We start from the raw sequence: 18,954 nt of genomic DNA on the forward strand, positions 1-18,954 counted from the left end.
GTTGCTGGCCGAGTCCTACACGGTCGCCGATGGCGGCCGCAGCTACAGCTTCACCCTGCGCGACGGCATCACCTTCCATAACGGTGCGCCGATGTCCTCGGCGGACGTGAAATGGAGCTGGGACCGAATGCTGGACCCGGCGACGAAATGGCAGTGCCGGGGTTGGTATGACGGTTCGCAGGACGCCAAGATCGAGGCGATCGAGACGCCCGATGCCCGCACGGTGGTCTTCAGGCTCGCCGCGCCGTCGGCGCTCTTCCTGCACTATGTCGCCAATGTCCAATGCCTGACCGGCATCCTGCACAAGGATTCGGTCGGGCCGAACGGCGAGTGGCGTCAGCCGGTCGGCACGGGCCCCTTCACCTTCGCCGAGTGGCGCAAGAACTCGTTCATCCTCCTCAAGAAATTTGCCGGCTACCGACCGCGTTCCGAGCCGATGAGCGGCTATGCCGGCGCGCGCCTCGCCCATGTCGATCAGGTGCGCTGGATGGTGGTGCCCGACGATGCCACGCGCAGGACGGCCTTGCGGGCAGGCCAGATCGACTGGATCGTCACCGATGTTTCGGATGTGGTCGAGCTGAGGGCGGCCAAGGGCGTCAGGGTCTCGACCGCACAGGGGCTGAGCTGGAACGTGCTGCTCGTCCAGACACGCGATCCGCTCTTCGCCGATATTCGCGTCAGACGCGCGCTGGCCCATGCTATCGATCTCAAGACGCTGGTGGAAACCAGGACGGACGGGCTCGGCAAGCCCAATCCCTCGGCCATCCCGGACTCGAGTTCGGCCCACACGGCCGTCCACGGCAAGGGTTATGCCTACGACCCCGATCTCGCCCGCAGGCTGCTGAAGGAGGCCGGATATGACGGGCGGCCGATCAAGCTGCAGACGTCGCAGAAGCTCGCCCATCTCTACGATACCGCCATCATTCTCCAGTCGATGCTCAAGCAGGCGGGCTTCAATGTCGATCTCGAGGTGCTGGAATGGGCAACCCAGCTCGACCGCTACAGCAAGGGCAATTTCCAGCTTCAGTCCTTCCGCTTCACGGCACGGCTCGAACCTTCGCTGAACTACAAGACGATCGTCGGCTCCAAGGATGTCGATCCTGACAACCAGTGGGAGGACCCGCATGCGATCGCGCTGTTGTCCTCGTCGACGGCGGAGCTCGATCCCGGCCGACGCCAGGCGATCTTCGACGAACTGCACCTGCGCATGATCGACCAGGCACCGATCGTCAGCCTCTACAACACCCCCCTCGTCGAAGCCTCGAGCGACCGCGTCGACGGCATCGGCGTCACCGGCTTCGGCAAGATGCGCGCCTGGGGCGTGTGGATCACCCGTTAGCAGGAGCATGCCAATGACGACCTCGCCCTTTCCCTTCGTCTCCATCTCCGGTGCCCCGCGCGAGCGCGGCCGGCAATATGGCGAGGCCGCCAGGGAGCGCGTGCGCCGGAGCGTCGGGCTCTATGGCGACCAGCTCGCGGAGTTCGGCTACTCGGCCGCGGCCCAGTCCGAACTGATCACGGCGTTCGCGGGCGAGATCGAGGCCTTCGGAGCCCATTACATCGAGGAGATGCGCGGGATAGCCGAAGGGGCTGGCGTCACGCTCGAAGACATCGTGATGGTCAATGCCAGGACCGAGGTCATCGCCAAGGCCCGCATCGAACGGAGCAGGCCGCAGCGGGAACAAGACGAAGCCGATGATGGCTGCACCGGTCTCGTGGTCATGCCGGAGCGCAGCCTGTCKGGGCGGCTGATCCACGCCCAGAACTGGGACTGGCGCGCCGAATGCGCGGAGACGGCGATCGTGCTGCGGGTGCGCCCCGATAACGGCCCGGATTTCCTGACCTTCGTCGAGGCCGGGGGGCTTGCCCGTTCCGGCATGAATGCGGCTGGGCTCGCCATCACCGCCAATTATCTCGACAGCGACCGCGACTATCGCCAGCAGGGGGTGCCGCTTGCCTTGATCCGCCGCAAGGTGCTCGAGCAATCCCATCTCGCTTTCGCGATCAGGGCCGTCGCGACGACGCAGAAGACCTGCTCGAACAACATGATCCTGTCGAGCGCAGAGGGGTTTGCGGTCAATTACGAATGCGCCCCGGACGAGGCTTTCGCGATCTATCCGAGCGACGGGCTGATCGTGCACGCCAATCACTGGGTCAGTCCCATTGCGCTCGGCAAGCTCAGGGATACCGGTCTCATCAACGTGCCGGACAGCGTCTACCGCGACTGGCGTGTGCGCCGATTGCTGGATCAGAGCGGTGGCACCCTGTCCGCCGCCGAGGTTAAGGCTGCGCTCTTCGACGATTTCGCCACGCCCTACAGCGTCTGCCGGCCACCGCGGCCCGGCCTGCGCGACGCTCACCTCTCGGCGACCGTCGCGATGGTGGTGATGGAGCCGGCGAGCGGCGTGATGGAGGTGGCTGCTCTTCCCGCCCTCGATCGCCGCTTCACCCAATACAGCCTCGCCGACGAGCCGAAGATGCTCGCGGCCTGACATTTCTATCCACGGGAGGAATGAATGAGAATGCGTTTCACGGCACTCGCATTGATGATGGGTGCTGCCTGTTTTCAGGCGTCGACGGCTGAGGCCGACACTCTGCGCGTGCGTCTCAATGCCGATATCCGGAGCGTCAATCCCGGGGTGAACCGGGACGACACGACGGATGGCGTGGTGCTTCACATGGTCGAGGGCCTCGTCGGCTACTCCGCCAACGGCACCCCGAAGCCGCTGCTCGCAGACAGCATCGAGGTGTCTCCGGATGGGCTGACCTATACGCTCAGGCTGCGCAAGGGCGTGAAGTTCCACGATGGCACGACGCTGACATCCGCGGATGTCGTCTGGAACTGGCAGCGCTACATGGACCCGAAGACGGGCTGGCTCTGCACGGGAGAGTACAACGGATCGGACATACTCAAGGTCGAGATCGCCGCTCCCGATGCGGACACCGTCGTCTTCACCCTGAACCGGCCGAGTTCTGTCTTTCTCGCGGGCATCGCGCGGAACCAGTGCGGGCAGACTGCGATCATCGCCCGCTCGTCCTTCAACCCTGACGGCTCGTTCAAGGCGCCGGTCGGGACCGGGCCATTCAAGTTCGGGGAATGGAAGCGCGGTGAATATGTCCGCCTTGACAGGTTCGACGGCTATACCGATCGCGGCGGCGAGCCGGATGGTTATGTCGGGGGTAAGCGCGCGCTCGTCGATACCGTCAATTTCATGGTGATCCCCGACAACGCCACGGCCAAGGCCGCGCTGCTGCGTGGCAATATCGACATCCTGCCTTCGCTGGCGGCAGCCGATATTCCACAGCTGAAGGCGCGGCCGGAGATCAAGGTCTCGTCCTCGCCGACCATGATGCTCAACACGATCCTGCTGCAGACCCGCGATCCGCTGCTGGCCAACGTCAAGATGCGTCAGGCCATCGCCGCCGCGATCGACACGCGCGAACTCGTCAAGGCCGTATCGGAGGGGCTGGGGCAACCAAACGCTTCGGTCGTCCCGACGGAATCGCGCTTCTACTCGAAGGAGCAGGCCCGCCTCCATAGCTATGACCCGGACAAGGCTGCCCGCCTRCTGAAGGAGGCGGGTTATGCCGGCCAGCCGATTGTGCTGATGGCGAACAAGAACGAGCGCGACACCTATGAGAGCGCTGTCATCGCCCAGGCGATGCTGCAATCGGCCGGAATCAACGCGACGCTCGAGGTGCTGGAATGGGCGACGCAGCTCGATCGCTACAGCAAGGGCAACTACCAGATGCAGTCCTTCTCCTATTCGGCCCGCTATGACCCCGCCCTGGCCTATGGCGCGGTGATGGGCTCGAAGGACAAGCGGCCGAACCGGATCTGGGACGATCCGCAGGCGGAGGAACTCCTGCGCGATATCCTGGCGTCGACCAAGGATGGCGAACGTCAGGCCCTGTTCGACAAGCTCCATGCTCTCTTCATCGAGCAGGCGCCGTTTCTGATGCTCTATAACGGTGTCGAAGTCGCCGCGGCGCGCACGAGCGTCCAGGGCTATGCCGCGACCATCATGCCGAAGCCGAGACTCTGGGCCGTCAGCCTCAAGAAGTGACCGATGGGCGCGCAGGCAAGCCGCCCTCCAGCGGCTCGCCTGCGCTGTCGTCCACCAGGTGTCCCCAACAAGCGAGACATGATGAAAGTCGCGTTGATCCAGATGAATGGCGGCCAGGACAAGGCCGCCAATATCGCCATCGCACAGCGCCTGATCGAACAGGCCTGCCGAGAAGAGAATCCCGATCTCGTCATGCTGCCGGAGTGCTTCACGCTCTATGGCGGCGATGCCGACGCACAGCGCGCCGCGGCCGAGCCGTGCCCGGGCGGCGAAGCCTATGCCATGCTGCGAGAGGCTGCCGCCCGCCACGCCGTCTACATCCATGGCGGCTCGTTGAACGAGCGTGACGGAGACCGCATCTTCAACACCAGTCTCGTCTTCGACCGCATGGGGCGCGAGGTCGCCCGCTATCGCAAGATCCACCTCTTCGCGATCACCGCGCCGGATGGCACGGTCTATGACGAAGGCAAGATCTACGGCGCGGGATCCGAGCTGGTGACCTTCGATCTCGACGGCGTCAGGGTCGGCTGCACGATCTGCTATCATCTGCGTTTCCCCGAATTGTTTCGCGCGCTTGTCGACGCTGGCGCCCGCATGATCGCGGTGCCGGCAGCCTTTACCCTGCACACCGGCAAGGAGCATTGGGAGCCGCTGCTGCGGGCCCGTGCCATCGAGAGCCAGTGCTTCATTCTCGCGCCCGGGCAGGAGGGGCCCTTCGAGGAAGATGGGCAGATCCTCTACAATTACGGGCACTCGCTCATCGCCGAACCATGGGGCGCGGTCATCGCCAAGCGCGCCCTGGGCGAAGGCATCGTTGCAGCTCGGCTGGATCTTGCCGCGATCGATCTCGCCCGCACGCGCATCCCGCTGGCGCGCCACCGCCGTCTGCCCTTTGCCTCTGTCAGGTGAGCATCCGATGACGCGGAAACAGCCCAAGATCGGCTGCTGGCTTGCAGCGCCCGACGTGGTCTTCGTCGAAATCGCGGCGGACCTGGCATTCGATACGCTCGTTCTCGATGTCGAGCACGGGACGCTGTCGCTTGGGGATCTCGACAAGCTCATTCCACTTGCTCGCGCCCTGAAGCTCGAAGTTCTGGTCAAGGTTGCCGGGCCGCAGGCCGAGCCGATCCAGCAGGCGCTCGATTTCGGCGCGAATGGCGTCGTGATCCCGCATGTCGGTTCGGTGGCGCATGCAACGGCAATCTGCCGTTCGGCGAAATACCCGATGCTGGGAACCCGGAGTTATGCCGGAGCCCGCAGCGTCCGCTATGGCGCGCCGTCCGCCAGCTATTTCGAGGACGATAACCGCGAAACCGCCTGTTACCCGATGATCGAGACGGCCGAGGCGCTTGCCGATGTCGAAGCCATTCTCGCCCTGCCGACCGTGGATGGCGTTTTCGTTGGCCCCTCGGACCTTTCGCTGACGCGGGGGAGAGGTCGCTATCGCTTCAGTGATGCCGACAGGGGCGATATCGGCCGGATCGCTTCAGCCTGCGCTGCAGCGGAAAAGCCCTGGATCATGCCGGCATGGTCCGCAGCAGAACGAGCTTTCGCCGGGGAACACGGCGCGTCACTCCTGGTGGTCGCGGAGCAGCAGGCAGCGATGGCCAGCGGGCTCCAGATGGCGCGCACTGCCGTGTAACGATGCGCGGCCTCGTACGCCTGACCACTGGGCGGTTCCGGGCTTGCAGAGATGTCGGCCTCCCCCGCGCTGACGGGGCAATGATCTCCTCCGCCAGACGGACCTCTCGGCTTCTCATGTGAAGAAAGCGGGCAACGCCGCGTCGTTGCGGCGCTGCATGAGGTCGCCGCCATCGGCCTCCCTGTCCGATGAGCCGACGCAGGGTTTGGCTCCAATTTTTGAGGGAAGCTCCGCGAATGGGAGGCGGACGGCGCAGACAATTTGTCTGAATCTGTAGCAATATCAATTGATTGCGAGATGGCACAGCGCTTGCGTTACCGGCATTCACCGAGAGCTACAAATGAGCGCCGAGCATGCTGTGGCAGGCCATCGTCGATTTCGACGGAACGATAACGTGTGAAGACACGACCGACCAGATCCTGGCCCGTTTCGCGGGACCGGGCTGGGAGGCTATCGAGGACGACTGGGTTTCCGGCCGGATCGGCTCCCGCGAATGCATGGCCAGGCAGGTCGAATTGCTGCGCGTGCTGCCGGCCGTGCTCGACGGCTTCACCGAGACGATTGCGATCGATAGTGGCTTCAGCGCCTTCGTCGCACTCTGCCGGCGGCACGATATCCCGGTTACGGTCGTCTCCGACGGCCTTGACCGCACGATCCGCGCGGTGCTGGGCCGGATCGGGCTCGGCGCACTGCCCGTCATCGCCAATCACCTCGCTGCGGTCGGCGGCGAGCGCTGGCAGTTGACGTCGCCGCATGCTGCACTATCCGGCGATTGCGCGAGCGGCACCTGCAAATGCCGAGTGGCCGACGGCTTCGGACGACCGCTGACCCTGCTCGTCGGTGACGGCCGCTCGGATTTCTGTCTCGCCGGCCAGGCGGATCTCGTCTTCGCCAAGAAAAGCCTCATCGGGCATTGCCACGACAACGCTCTGCCTCATCACCCCTTCTCCGATTTTTCCGAGGCCGTCGGCCTGCTGGAAGAACTGCTGGCCAGCCCGGTGACGAGCGGAGCCCAGAACCAACTCAAGGATATGATCCATGGATGACGGATACGCCTTGCTTGAGCCGGCTTCCCCGGTACTGGCTGGTCTGCAATCCCGGCCGACGAGCCTCCATGCCGAGGAGGAGGCGCGCCTGCTCGCCCTCGAAGCGGAATACTGCTCCCATGGCGACACGGTCCATTACACGCAGTTCCCGAAGATCTTCTCGGGCTGCGACGGCTCCTACATGTTCGATGCCGAGGGCAATCGCTTCCTCGATCTGCAGATGTGGTATTCGGCGGTCAATTTCGGCTACGCCAATCCGCGCCTGAACGCGGCGCTGAAGCGCCAGATCGACACTCTGCCGCAAGTTGCGAGCCAGTATCTCCACCGCGAGAAGATCGAACTCGCCGCGATGATCGCCCGTGATGCGCAGGCGAAATTCGGCAGCAAGGGCCGGGTGCATTTCAATGTCGGCGGCGCACAGGCGGTCGAGGATTCACTGAAGCTCGKGCGCAATGCGAGCAACGGCAAGAGCCTGATGTTCGCCTTCGAGGGCGGCTATCACGGCCGCACGCTCGGTGCCTCCGCCATCACCTCGTCCTACCGTTATCGCCGGCGCTTCGGCCATTTCGGCGAGCGGGCCCAGTTCGTGCCGTTTCCCTACCATTTCCGCGCGCCCAAGGGCATGAGCAAGGAAGAATACGGCGTGCATTGCGTGAAGCAGTTCGCGCGCCTGTTCGAGAGCGAGTATAACGGCGTTTGGGATCCCAAGGCCGGCCAGTCGGAATATGCGGCCTTCTATGTCGAGCCGCTCCAGGGCACCGGCGGCTACGTCATTCCGCCTCCGAATTTCTTCATCGAGCTGAAGAAGGTCCTCGATCAGCACGGCATCCTGCTCGTCGTCGACGAGATCCAGATGGGCTTCTACCGGACCGGAAAGCTGTGGTCGATCGAGCATTTCGGCGTGCAGCCGGATGTGATCGTCTTCGGCAAGGCGGTCACCAACGGGCTGAACCCGCTCTCCGGCATCTGGGCCAAGGAAGAGCTGATCAACCCCACCATCTTCCCGCCAGGTTCGACCCACTCGACCTTCAACGCGAACCCGCTCGGCACCGCCGTCGCGCTCGAGGCGATGAAGATGATGGAGGAGGACGACTACGAGACCATGGTGATGGAGAAAGGGGCCTATTTCCTCGAAGGCCTCCAGGAACTGAAGCGCCGGCACCGGATCGTTGGCGATGTCGATGGTCTCGGCATGGCGCTGCGCATCGAGATCTGCGAGCCGCATGACAGCTACACCCCGTCGAAGCGGTTGGTCGACCTGATGTGCGACGAAGGCATGAAGGCCGATCTGGTGGTCGACGGCCAGCGCTACGGGCTCGTCCTCGACATCGGCGGCTACCACAAGAACGTCATTACACTGGCTCCGGCGCTGACAATGACCCACGCGGAGATCGATCTGGCGCTTGCGCTGCTCGATCAGTTGTTCACGCGCGTCGCCAGGGTTTGAAAACGGCGAGGTCGGACGTGCAGTTGCGTGTGATCGACCTCGACGGCAGTGCGGCGGTTCAGGAGCCGCTGCACCGGCGCAGGCGGGAGCCGCCACCCGCATCGATGCGACCGATCTTGGAAGCGCATTGCGTATCGTCGCAAGCAGGCGGGCGCTGAGCCTGCTGCACGAGCGACTGCGCGCGAAACCCATGCGCGAAGGCGAGGCTTCCGTGACATTCTACGGATCAGGCGACTTCCATCATCTGACGGCCGGCCTGCTTGCGCAGACCGGTCGGCCGCTGACGGTCGTGCATTTCGACAATCACCCCGACTGGGTGCGGTTTCCGGCGACCGTGAATTGCGGCGCCTGGGTCAACCGCGCCCTCGAACTCGAACACGTCAAACGGGTCGTGACGATCGGCCCGTGCAGCAGCGACCTGGTCAGGCCGGAATGGCAATTCGCCAATCTGGACGCGGTCTCCGACGGGCGGATCGAACTCTACCCATGGCGGCATGCGCCCTCTCGCGTCTGGCGCCGCTATCGTGATGGACGCGGGCACACGCAGAAGGCCGGGGCGCTGCACTGGCGCAATCTCGCGGATGAGAACTGGGACGACTTCCTCGATGAGCTGATCCGCAACCTGCCGACCCGTCGGATCTGGTTGACGATCGACAAGGATGTTCTTGGCCCGGGCGACGCCGCGACCAACTGGGATCAGGGCGAGCTGCCGCTCGAGAATCTGCTGCACGCGATCGAGCGGCTGGCGGGGCAGTGCGAGATCGTCGGCGTCGATATCTGCGGCGACTATTCCGAGCCACGCTTCGCCGATCCGTTCCGGGCGACGCTCGCCTATTTCGATCATCCGCCGCGACGCCAGGTCACGGACGCCGAGCTGGCGGTCAATGCGCGCGTGAACGGTGTCCTGCTGGATTGCTTCGACCGGGTGCTGTCATGACGCTCGTGCTCTGGTTCGCCTTGTCGGTGATCTGCGATGTMGCAGGCCAGCTCTGCTTCAAGCTTGGGGCTGATCGTTTGCCCGACGTACACGGACGGGCGCTCGTCCTGGCCGCGCTGCGCGACAGCTGGATCTGCTGGGGAATCCTGATCTACCTCGTCGAGGTCGTGGTCTGGCTGCGGATTCTTGCCGAAGTGCCGCTTTCGATCGCGTTCCCGATCGCCAGCCTGAATTTCCTTGGCGTCACGCTTGCCAGCGCCGTGTTCCTCAAGGAGCGCGTCGTGCGTCGGCAATGGCTCGGCGCCTGTCTCATCACTCTTGGCGTCGTCATCGTCGCCCGCACCGCCTGAGGGATCCGTTTCCGTGGCAGCAAAAGACAACAGCCTTCGCTTCGCCGGTGGCCGGACCGGGTTCCTCCTGATCCATGGCCTGGGGGGCACGCCAGTTGAGCTGCGGCTCGTCGCGCGCGCGCTGGCGCGGGCCGGTCACACCGTTCATTGCCCCCAGTTGGCAGGGCATTGCGGCAGCGAGGGCGATCTCCTGGCGACGGGCTGGCGCGACTGGACAGCCAGCGTCGAGGCCGAGCTCGCACGGATGAAGCTGATTTGCGACACGGTCATCGTCGGGGGACTGTCGATGGGGGCGGTGATGGCGATGCATATCGCGGCACGCCACCGCGACGACGTGCAGGGGCTTGCCCTCTACGCCCCGACGCTCTGGTACGATGGCTGGTCGATCCCCTGGTACAGCTTTCTGCTGAAGCTGCTGATCAACACGCCCATGGGCCGCCGCTATCGCTTTGTCGAGCGCGAGCCCTATGGCGTCAAGGATGAGCGCACCCGCGCGATGATCGTGGGGGCGATGGGCGGCGGGGACAGCTCGCAGGCCGGCCTCCTGGGCACGCCCGCGGGCTCGCTTCAGCAGATGTGGGCGCTGATCAAGGACACGCGCCGCCGGATGGGCGAGATCACCTGTCCCGTGCTCGTCGTGCAGGCGCGCGAGGACGACATCTCCGGTCTCTCCAATGCGGCCTATATCCAGCGGCGCCTTGGCGGAATCGTCGATACCGTCGTGCTGAATGACAGCTATCATCTCGTGACCATCGACCAGCAGCGCGATGTCGTGATCGACCGCTCGCTTGCCCTGGCGGCGCGGCTGTCCGTTCCAGACAAGGTCCGACGGGAGCCGGCGAGCCTCTGCGCCGTTGCGGCGGAATGAACGCGCCGCGCGCCCGCATCCTCGAACGGATCGCCGAGATTGCGCCCGAGGCGTGGGATCTCTGCTGCCCCGGCGAAGCCGAAAACCATGCCTATTACAGCGCCTGCGAGCAGGCGCTGGCCGGAAGCGGCAGCGGGATCGCCATGGGCGCGGCCTGTGTCGAGGATGCCCTTGGCATCAGTGCCATCGCGCCGTTCTTCCTGTTCACCTATCGGCTTGATACGCCATTTCAGGGTGGGCTCCGGCGCTTCGGAGATGCGGTGTTCAGGCTGGCGCCGCGTCTCGTCTCCCTCAAGGTGCTCTGTGTCGGCTCGCCCTATGCCGAACGCTGTCATGCCTGCGTGCGCAATGGGCTTGGATCGGATCAATCCGCGTCCGCATTCGCCGCGCTGGGCGAAATTCTCGACCAGCACGCCCGAAGCGTGGGGGCCGATGTCGTGGCCTGGAAGGATGTTGCCGCGCAGGGTGCATCGGATCTGCGTGATGCTCTGCTGTCGCGGGGATTTGCTGGTGTCGGCAGCCTGCCGTTCGCGGTCCTCGATCTGCCCTTCGCTGGCGAGGCGGACTATCTCGCCTCGCTCTCGGCTGCCACGCGCAAGGATATCCGGCGCAAGCTGGCGAAGGCCGGCGAGGTCCGGGTCGAGATGCGGCATGGGCTCGAGGGTATCGAGAGCGAGATCGCCGAGCTCTACGAGTCGACGCGGGCCGAGAGCGGCCTCGACTACGGTAATCTGGAGGTGCTCCCCCCGGGTTACTTCAAGGCTGTCTCGGCGGCGCTCGGCGAGCGCGCCGTCTTTGCTCTCTATTGGGTGGGCCAGACGCYCGCCGCCTTCAATCTGCTGCTGATCGAGAATGACAGGGTGATCGATAAGTTCCTCGGCATGCGCTACCCGCTCGCCCGCCAGCACAACCTCTATGTGGTGAGCTGGATGACGAATGTTCGTTTCTGTCTCGAACGCGGCATCGCCAGGCTGCAGACCGGCCAGACAGCCTATGCGTCGAAACTGCGCTTCGGCAGCCGGCTGGTGCCTTCAACGGTCTTCTTCAGGCACCGGAATGCCGCGCTGCAATGGGCCCTGAAATCGGCCAGTCCCTGGTTCGCCTTCGACAGGTTCGATCCGGACCTGCGGGCGCTGCGCCGGACACCGGCAAGGGAGCAGGCGGAAAGGGAGCAGGCGGCATGAGCACGATCGAGACCTCGCGGCAGCCCGTGCCATGGCGCCAGCTTTGGATCTGGACGGTCTTCATTGCGCTCGATACCGCGACCCAGCTTGCCTTCAAATGGGGGGCGGACGGGCTCGCCGACATGGATTTCGGGCTGCAGATGATGATCAGGGCATCGACGCTGCCGGGCGTCTGGCTGGCGGCGCTCGGCTATGCCGCAACGTTCATCGTCTGGATGCTGATCCTGCGTGACATGCCGCTCAGCCGCGCCTTTCCGATGACCGGGCTCGCCTATGTCACGGTGCCTCTGCTCGCCTGGCTTGCGCTCGGCGAACGGATCGATGCCGTTCAAGCCGGTGGCATCGCCCTGATCGTCGCCGGCGTCATTGCTTTGGGTTGGGAGGATCAGGAGGATGGCGATGGCCAGACTTAGCGCTAGAATGCTTGTTCTCGCCGCGTTGGTGGCGATGCCGTCACTGCATGCCGCCGCTGCGGACCCGATGAGCGAGGTCGTCGGGCGCTGGCGCGATTCCGATGGCGAGTCCGAGATTGCGATCGCGCGCTGCGGGCAGGCGCTCTGCGGCAAGATCGTCTGGCTCAAGCAGGAGCGGGTCGACCGATCAAACCCCAACAGCAATTTGCGCGGGCGCTCGCTGCTCGGTGTCCAGGTCCTGACTGGCTTCAGGCCTGAGGGTACGGCGGGGCTGCTTGCAGGGGAGGGGTATAATCCGGAGGATGGTCGCACTTACAAGACCACGATCAGCTTGCAGTCACAGAGGACACTCGTCGTAAAGGGGTGCGTGCTGGGTGGTTTTATCTGCGATGACGACACCTGGACGAGGCGACCCTGAGCGGACGTCCTGCTTGGGCAGAACGCAGCCTTCCATTGTCCTGGAGACGGCTTGATGCCAATTCGCAAGACGTCGCTGCGGTTGAGGCTTGTGATCGGCTTCCTGCTCGTCAGCGTCCCGGCGATGCTGACCTCTGCCTATGTCGCGGCACGGCTGATCTCCTCCGCCTTTGAGGCGAATGTCGAGCAATGGCTCGGCGAGACCTCGCGCTTCTTCATGCTCGAGGTGACCGAGGCGACACAGGAGGCGCAGCGCGTCTCCAGCGTCATCGGCCACCGCCTGGAGACTTCGGTCCATGGCGATCTTCGCCGCCCCAAGGCCATCGAGCGGGAGTTCGCGCTGCTCAGTTCGGTCGGCTATGACCTGATCGCGATCTATGACGATCGGCGCGAAATGCTGTTCACCTCGCGCGACTTCACGTCCTCGGCTGTCCTGCCCACCGAAACGAGCCAGGGCATCTTCAAGATCACGACCGGGGATGAAAAGCACCTCATGGCCGGCGCCGTGCAGAGCGTCCAGGTCAATGACAAGCCGGCTTACGTTCTTGTCGGCACCTGGCTCGATGATTCCTATCTCGGCAGCATCAAGGTGGTGACCTCGCTGGATGTCCGGCTCTTCGCCGAGACCAGCGCGGGCCTCGAATCCGTCATGCTGACCCATCCGGACGATACGCGCACGGTACCCGATGCGATCCGTGAGCGCCTGGCGAAGGGCGAGGATACGATCTTTGACCGCGAGGCCGATGGCGGCGCCTATCGTGCGGTCTACACCGCCTTCCGCGGTATCGATGGCAAGCTGGCGGCTGTCGCATTCATCGGGCTGCCGAGCGGTGCCGATTTCTTCGAGCAGCTTGGACCATCCCAGCTCTTCATCGGCATCTTCCTGCTCGGTAGCCTCATCTCGATCATCGTCGGCGCTGCGATGTCGGGTATCCTGGTCAAGCCGCTGCGTGCGTTGACGCGCGGCGTCCGGGCGATTGCAGCAGGCGATTTCAAGCAACGGGTTCCTGAAACCGGCGGGCGCGAGATTGCGCAGCTCGCCGCAGGCTTCAACGGTATGGCGGAGCAGCTCGGCAAGCTGCATGCTCTGGAGACCGAGCTCCGGCGTCGCGACAGGCTCTCGGCCCTTGGGCAAGCGGCGATGGTGATTGCCCATGAAGTCCGCAACCCGCTCGGTATCATCAAGACCTCGACCGAGGTGGTGCGCAATCGCGCCAAGCTCGGGGCCGCCGAGGACCGCATGCTTGGTTATGTGATTGAGGAGGTACGCCGCATCGAGACGCTGGTGCGGGACTTTCTCGACTTCGCTCAGCCCAAGGCGCCGAGCAAGACGGTCTTTCCATTCCGCGCGGTGATCGATCGGGTGGCCTCGATCGCCATGCCGGAGCTTGACCGTCATGGCGTCGTCCTCGACATCAGGGATCATAGCGGGGGTGGGCTGATCTCGGGCGACCCGGACCAGCTCCATCAGGCGGGCCTGAATCTCGTCCTGAACGCGATCGATGCGATGCCCGCCGGCGGAATGATCACGGCGGAGCTCACATCGACCGATGGAGAGATTTCGCTGACAATCAGCGATCAGGGGGATGGCGTGGCGGACGAGATCAGGGGCGAGATCTTCAATCCCTTCTTCACCACCAAGACGAAGGGCACGGGGCTTGGCCTCGCGAAGGTGCAATCCGTCGCTGCTGCGCATGGTGGCCGCGCCCATTATGCGAGCTCGCCGGGGCAGGGCGCCTCGTTCACGATTACATTGCCTCTGCTGGAGCGTGGAGCACCCGGATGACCCACAGCATCCTGGTCGTCGATGACGAAACCCGACTGGCCGATGTTCTGGCGGCTGCGCTGGATGATCTCGGCTATCGCGCGACCGCCGTCGAAAACGCCCGCGAGGCGCTTTCCAGTCTGGAGCAGGAACGGTTCGACCTCGTGTTGACCGATCTGCGCCTGCCCGGGATGGATGGGCGCGCCCTGCTACAGGAGGTGCGCAAGCGCTGGCCGGATGTTCCGGTCGTGGTCATCACCGCCTTTGCCACGGTTCGCGACGCTGTCGAACTCGTGAAGGAGGGCGCCTTCGACTACATCGCCAAGCCGTTCGAGATGGAGGATGTCGCAGCCGTCATTCGCCGCGCCTTGCGGCTGGCCGAGGTGGTGCGCGACAATGAGCGGCTGCGGGGCGAACTCGAGGGCCGTTACAGCTTCGAAAATCTGATCGGAACAAGCCCGCCCTTCAGAAGGGTGATCGAGCAGGTCACCGAGGTCTGTGAGACGCGCGCCACGGTCATGCTCAACGGAGAAAGCGGCACCGGCAAGGAGGTCGTCGCACGCGCGATCCATTTCAACAGTCCGCGCCGGAACAAGCCCTTTGTCGCGATCAATTGCGCTGCCATCCCCGAGACATTGCTCGAAAGCGAGCTCTTTGGTCATGTGAAAGGTGCCTTTACCGGAGCGCTGGCCAACCGCGTCGGCCGCTTCGCCGCCGCCGATGGCGGAACRCTCTTCCTCGACGAGATCGGCGATATGCCGATCGCCGTTCAGGCGAAGCTGTTGCGTGCAGTTCAGGAGCGCAGCTTCGAACCTGTCGGCGGCACCCGCAGTCAGACGGTGGATGTCCGGCTGATCGCGGCAACCCATAGGGACATGCGCCAGGCGGTTGCGTCCGGCGAGTTCCGGGAGGACCTGTTCTATCGGCTCAACGTCTTCCCGATCCAGTTGCCTGCCCTGCGTGAGCGGCGCGAGGACATCCCGATCCTCGCCGCCCATTTCCTCGCGACGCTGGCCGAGGCGATGGGCAAGCGCGTGACCGGCTTTACCCCGGCCGCTCTCTCGGCGATGGACGGCCATGACTGGCCCGGTAATATCCGTGAGCTGCATAATTGCGTCGAGCGCGCCGTGATCGTCGCGAAGTCCCCGACCATCGACGTCCCGGATCTGCCTCGCGACTTGTTTGAAGGTGGCGCGCGGCGCGCCGAGCGCGATCGCCTCCCGAACGATCTCGATGCCGAACTCGAGCGGCTCGAGCGCGGCTTCATCATCGAGGCGCTGCGGCGTACGGACGGCGTCCAGGTCCAGGCCGCGCGGCTCCTCGGCATTGCCGAGCGCAGCCTGTGGCACCGCATTAAGAAACTGGACGTGAAACTCGGCAGAAAAATCGTCGAGTGACGCTGGGTTCGATCTTTACCGGTTTGCGACAGAGTTCAGATATGGCAAGCGAGTGGGTGTCCTGCAGGAGCGACGATTGTGCCCGCCTACCCTAAGCTTGCCGTCGCCGGTCTGTGCCTGGTCGCTGGATCCCAGGTTGCTGTCGCGGCCGATCCGGCTCCGGCGCTGCTGAACCCCACTCCGGCCTCCGGCTGGATCGTGACGCTCGGCGGCTCGGGTCAGATCGGTCCCAAATATGACGGCGCAAAGGCCTACGGACCGTCGGGCACGCCGTCGCTGAGCTGGCGGCGGGTTGGCGAGCCGGAAGGGTTCAGCGCACCCGACGAGGGGCTGGACTTCGCCCTGTATGAGACGAGCCGCTTCAGCATGGGCGTCGTCGGCGACCTGAAGTCGGGTCGCTATTCCGGCTCGGATCGAAAACTGTTCGGCATGCGAGACGTGCCCTGGACGATCGAGGCTGGCGCCTTCGCCGAGTTCTGGCCGATCGAGGACCGGCTGCGGACCCGCATCGAGGTGCGGCAGGGCTTCCACGGCCATCATGGCATCGTCGCCGATATCTTCGTCGACTGGGTTCAGCCGATCGGCCGCTTCAAGCTCTCGGGCGGTCCGCGCTTTTCGTTCGGCAATCAGGCCTACATGCGCAGGAACTTTGGTGTGACACCGGAGGAATCGCAGGCGAACGGCATCCTCGCCGCCTACAGCCCGTCGGGAGGCGTCAAATCGGCGGGCCTCGCGGCGGCACTCGAATATGCATGGTCGGACGTCTGGAAGACCACGGCCTATGCCCGCTATGACCGCCTGCTCCAGGATGCCGCGCGCTCGCCGATCGTCCGCACCATTGGTGCGCGCGACCAGTTCTCGTTCGGATTGAGCACGACCTATTCCTTCAAGATTGGCGGTTAGCGCCAATCCTCAGGCACAGAGCCAAGTGAAGGGGCTGTTCGAGCCGGGCCGACAGCGGCCTGAACGGCGCCTCGATCCGGCTCGCCCGCAGCGGCGGATTTATCAGCGTTTCGGGCCGTCACACTCGTCCTCGGGCGGCCTTCGCCTCCGGCTGGAGACGAAGTCCTCAGCCGAGCGCGCGGCCGCCATGATGAGCTGACGCCGCGACGACAGTCTTAGCGTCACATGGCATAGGCCGGGCTCGCCGGGATCGGGAAGACCCGATCATAGGCCAGGTTGAAGCTGAAGGCGTAGACGACATAGAAGACGACGATCGCGATATCCATCACGAAGGCCTGCATCAGGGTAATGCCGAGATACCAGGCGATCGGCGGCAGCAGGATCATCAGAAGTCCGCCCTCGAACAACGCGACATGGAGGATGCGCGTGCCGATACCCTTATGGGTATGGCCGACCATACGCTGCATCGCATGGTCAAAGCCCAGGTTGAAGAGGAAGTTCCAGATCGTGGCGACGGTTGCGCTGCCGACGCCGATGACGCCCATATGGCCCGCCGGCAGGCCGAACAGATAGGCTCCCGCTGGAATGACAATGGCTAATCCGATCGCCTCGAACATGAGTGCGTGGCGGATTCGGTCTCGAACGGAGCGCATGTGCTAAGGGGCCTTCACTAGGATTGATGGCCGCGTTCTCTATCTGTCATTTCGATTGCATCAAGTTGGATCATATCTGATAATCAGATAGATGACGGTTTCGCTGGACCAACTTCGGGCCTTCGTCGCGGCAGCGGAGCATGGCTCGTTCTCCGGGGCAGCGCGCGCGCTTCGCAAAGCGCAATCAGCCGTGAGCACGCAGGTCTCGAATCTCGAGGAGGATCTCGGCGTCGCTCTGTTCAGCAGGGCCGGGCGCAATCCCGTGCTCACTCCGGCGGGCGAAAGATTGCTGCGCGAGGCCAAGGTCGTGCTCGATCGCAGCGAACACCTCATCGGCGTCGCGCGCAGCTTCGAGGCTCATGTCGAGAAGCGGCTTGTCATCGCGATCGACGAACTTTACCCGGAGCACGCTCTGGGGGCGCTCTTTGCCGATTTCGCGCGGCACTTCCCCCATGTTGAGCTCGAAATCCTGTTTCCGCTGATGGAGGATGTGAGCCGGCTGGTCCTCGCGGGGAAAGCCGATATCGGCGTGATGTGGCGTCAGGAGGTCTTGCCGACGGAGCTTGGCTTCCAGACGATCGGATGGGTCCCGCTCAAGCTGGTTTGCGGCAAGGACCATCCGCTTGCCAAGGCCCGCGTCGATTGGGAAGAGCTGAAGCGCTACAGGCAGATCCTCGTCGCCGCCAGAAGCGACGGGCCGGAGAAGCGGCGCCTGCGCGTTGCCGCCGAGGTCTGGTGGGTGGAAAGCCACTGGGTCATTCTGGAAATGGTGAAGCACGGCATCGGCTGGGCGTTCGTGTCCGACCATGTCATCGCGAATTCGCCGGCCGCCCCCGGTCTGATCACGCCGGATCTTCAATTCGACGACGCGGATTGGCCGATCGCGCTCGAGATGATCTGGCACAAGCAGCGGCCATGCGGTCCGGCAGCCAAATGGCTCCGCGAACGCTTCGCCACGACCCGGATCGACACCAGCTCGTCCTGGAGGTCGCCACTGCCGGAAGGAAACCGGACATAGCGGCCCTAGCGAGCCGGCGCGGGCCTAGCCGGTGATCGAGGCCTTCATGTAGCTGCGCGGCGAGGTCCCAAGCAGGCGGCGGAACATCGTGGTGAAGGCGGCGACGTTCTCGTAGCCCGCCAGCATGGCGATCTGCGTCACCGGCGCGCCTTCCGCGAGTTTCGGCAGACAGGCGAACAGGCTGGCCTGTTGCCGCCAGGTCGCGAAGCTGACGCCCGTCTCCCTGAGGAAGAAGCGTGTGAAAGTTCGGCGGCTCATCGCAAGCGCTTCCGCCCAGGTGTCGAGCCGGGCATTCGCCGACGGCGCTGCCATATAGGCCCGGCATAGCGCCGCGAGTCTCCTGTCGGCCGGGAAGGGAAGGCCGAGAGGACGGGATTCGAGGGAGGCGATCTCTTCCATCACGAGCTGAAGGCTCAATGTGAGCTTGCGGCTTCCGGCGGGCGCCTCGCGCAGGCGGATCGCTTCGATGATGAGGCTGCGCGCAAGATCCGTTACCTCGAGCACCACCGGCTCGGGATCGGCCAGGACGCCCTCCCGGGGCAGAAGATAGACCGATCGCATGCTGACATCGCTCAGCATTTCCACGGAATGCTCGAGATGGTGAGGGATCAGCAGCGCGTGGCCTGGCGGAATCATCCAGCGGCCGCGCTCGGTTGCGACTGCCACCACGCCGGAGAAGACGCAGAGCAACTGGATGCGCTGGTGGCTATGGAGAGGGATGGTGTAGCCCGCGGGATCCTCGTTGCTGTGCACCAGGATGTCGGCCTCGGCATAGGCAATCCATCCGAGGTTACGGCGGTGAGCCTCGTCGCGCGCCTCGAGCAGATGCTGCGGCAGTTTTCTCATC

General features: G+C 64.4%; 19 protein-coding genes. 17 read left to right on the plus strand and 2 right to left on the minus strand.

Features of this window, described 5'->3' with window-relative positions; translation table 11 throughout:
• From AC1D34_RS25170 to AC1D34_RS25245, 16 genes are all read left to right on the plus strand, one after another.
• Positions 1-1,339: ABC transporter substrate-binding protein (locus AC1D34_RS25170; protein WP_476825673.1), on the plus strand; the 1,339-nt coding region annotated here is incomplete at its 5' end.
• Positions 1,340-1,352: 13 nt separating this feature from the next.
• The gene (locus tag AC1D34_RS25175; RefSeq protein WP_476825674.1) at positions 1,353-2,492 is read left to right on the plus strand and encodes a C45 family autoproteolytic acyltransferase/hydolase; all 1,140 of its coding nucleotides are present in this window, start codon (positions 1,353-1,355) and stop codon (positions 2,490-2,492) included.
• Between the two features lie 24 nt (positions 2,493-2,516).
• Complete coding sequence (locus tag AC1D34_RS25180) at positions 2,517-4,067, plus strand: ABC transporter substrate-binding protein (protein WP_476825675.1); 1,551 nt, start codon at positions 2,517-2,519, stop codon at positions 4,065-4,067.
• A gap of 81 nt (positions 4,068-4,148) precedes the next feature.
• Positions 4,149-4,976, plus strand: a complete 828-nt coding sequence (locus AC1D34_RS25185; RefSeq protein WP_476825676.1) for a carbon-nitrogen hydrolase family protein — start codon at positions 4,149-4,151, stop codon at positions 4,974-4,976.
• Between the two features lie 7 nt (positions 4,977-4,983).
• Positions 4,984-5,709 (plus strand): HpcH/HpaI aldolase family protein, encoded by a 726-nt coding sequence (locus tag AC1D34_RS25190; RefSeq protein WP_476825677.1) that lies wholly within the window; start codon positions 4,984-4,986, stop codon positions 5,707-5,709.
• Positions 5,710-6,062: 353 nt separating this feature from the next.
• Positions 6,063-6,755, plus strand: a complete 693-nt coding sequence (locus tag AC1D34_RS25195; protein ID WP_476825678.1) for an MtnX-like HAD-IB family phosphatase — start codon at positions 6,063-6,065, stop codon at positions 6,753-6,755.
• Positions 6,748-8,202 (plus strand): aspartate aminotransferase family protein, encoded by a 1,455-nt coding sequence (locus tag AC1D34_RS25200; RefSeq protein ID WP_476825679.1) that lies wholly within the window; start codon positions 6,748-6,750, stop codon positions 8,200-8,202. The genes AC1D34_RS25195 and AC1D34_RS25200 overlap by 8 nt, the downstream gene beginning before the upstream one ends.
• 127 nt (positions 8,203-8,329) lie before the next feature.
• Entirely contained in the window at positions 8,330-9,139 is an 810-nt protein-coding gene (locus tag AC1D34_RS25205; protein ID WP_476825680.1) for an arginase family protein, read from the plus strand.
• Positions 9,136-9,489: an EamA family transporter gene (locus AC1D34_RS25210; protein WP_441488100.1), complete on the plus strand. Its 354-nt coding sequence runs from the start codon at positions 9,136-9,138 to the stop codon at positions 9,487-9,489. Before AC1D34_RS25205 ends, AC1D34_RS25210 begins: the two co-directional genes overlap by 4 nt.
• 13 nt (positions 9,490-9,502) lie before the next feature.
• Entirely contained in the window at positions 9,503-10,357 is an 855-nt protein-coding gene (locus AC1D34_RS25215; RefSeq protein WP_476825681.1) for an alpha/beta hydrolase, read from the plus strand.
• Positions 10,354-11,541, plus strand: coding sequence for a GNAT family N-acetyltransferase (locus AC1D34_RS25220; protein ID WP_476825682.1), 1,188 nt, complete (start codon positions 10,354-10,356; stop codon positions 11,539-11,541). The genes AC1D34_RS25215 and AC1D34_RS25220 overlap by 4 nt, the downstream gene beginning before the upstream one ends.
• Positions 11,538-11,954, plus strand: coding sequence for an EamA family transporter (locus AC1D34_RS25225; RefSeq protein ID WP_441488103.1), 417 nt, complete (start codon positions 11,538-11,540; stop codon positions 11,952-11,954). Before AC1D34_RS25220 ends, AC1D34_RS25225 begins: the two co-directional genes overlap by 4 nt.
• The gene (locus AC1D34_RS25230; RefSeq protein ID WP_441488104.1) at positions 11,941-12,372 is read left to right on the plus strand and encodes a DUF2147 domain-containing protein; all 432 of its coding nucleotides are present in this window, start codon (positions 11,941-11,943) and stop codon (positions 12,370-12,372) included. Before AC1D34_RS25225 ends, AC1D34_RS25230 begins: the two co-directional genes overlap by 14 nt.
• Before the next feature lie 54 nt (positions 12,373-12,426).
• On the plus strand, positions 12,427-14,157 hold the full coding sequence (locus AC1D34_RS25235; RefSeq protein WP_441488105.1) for a sensor histidine kinase: 1,731 nt from the start codon (positions 12,427-12,429) through the stop codon (positions 14,155-14,157).
• A complete protein-coding gene (locus AC1D34_RS25240; RefSeq protein ID WP_441488106.1) occupies positions 14,154-15,533 on the plus strand; it encodes a sigma-54-dependent transcriptional regulator in 1,380 nt (459 codons plus the stop codon). Before AC1D34_RS25235 ends, AC1D34_RS25240 begins: the two co-directional genes overlap by 4 nt.
• 78 nt (positions 15,534-15,611) lie before the next feature.
• Positions 15,612-16,436 carry a MipA/OmpV family protein gene (locus AC1D34_RS25245; protein WP_441488107.1) on the plus strand — a complete coding sequence of 275 codons (825 nt, stop codon included), beginning with the start codon at positions 15,612-15,614 and terminating at the stop codon, positions 16,434-16,436.
• 221 nt (positions 16,437-16,657) lie between these two features.
• On the opposite strand, the gene AC1D34_RS25250 is transcribed toward AC1D34_RS25245, so the two are convergent.
• Complete coding sequence (locus tag AC1D34_RS25250; protein ID WP_441488108.1) at positions 16,658-17,089, minus strand: PACE efflux transporter; 432 nt, start codon at positions 17,087-17,089, stop codon at positions 16,658-16,660.
• A 91-nt stretch (positions 17,090-17,180) separates the two neighbouring features.
• Between AC1D34_RS25250 and AC1D34_RS25255 the strand changes: the two genes are divergently transcribed.
• Positions 17,181-18,107, plus strand: a complete 927-nt coding sequence (locus AC1D34_RS25255) for a LysR family transcriptional regulator (RefSeq protein ID WP_441488109.1) — start codon at positions 17,181-17,183, stop codon at positions 18,105-18,107.
• Between the two features lie 24 nt (positions 18,108-18,131).
• On the opposite strand, the gene AC1D34_RS25260 is transcribed toward AC1D34_RS25255, so the two are convergent.
• Positions 18,132-18,953: an AraC family transcriptional regulator gene (locus AC1D34_RS25260; RefSeq protein ID WP_476825683.1), complete on the minus strand. Its 822-nt coding sequence runs from the start codon at positions 18,951-18,953 to the stop codon at positions 18,132-18,134.
• Between the last annotated feature and the right edge of the window lies 1 nt (position 18,954).

The organism is Allobosea sp. P1_A7 (assembly GCF_056406775.1).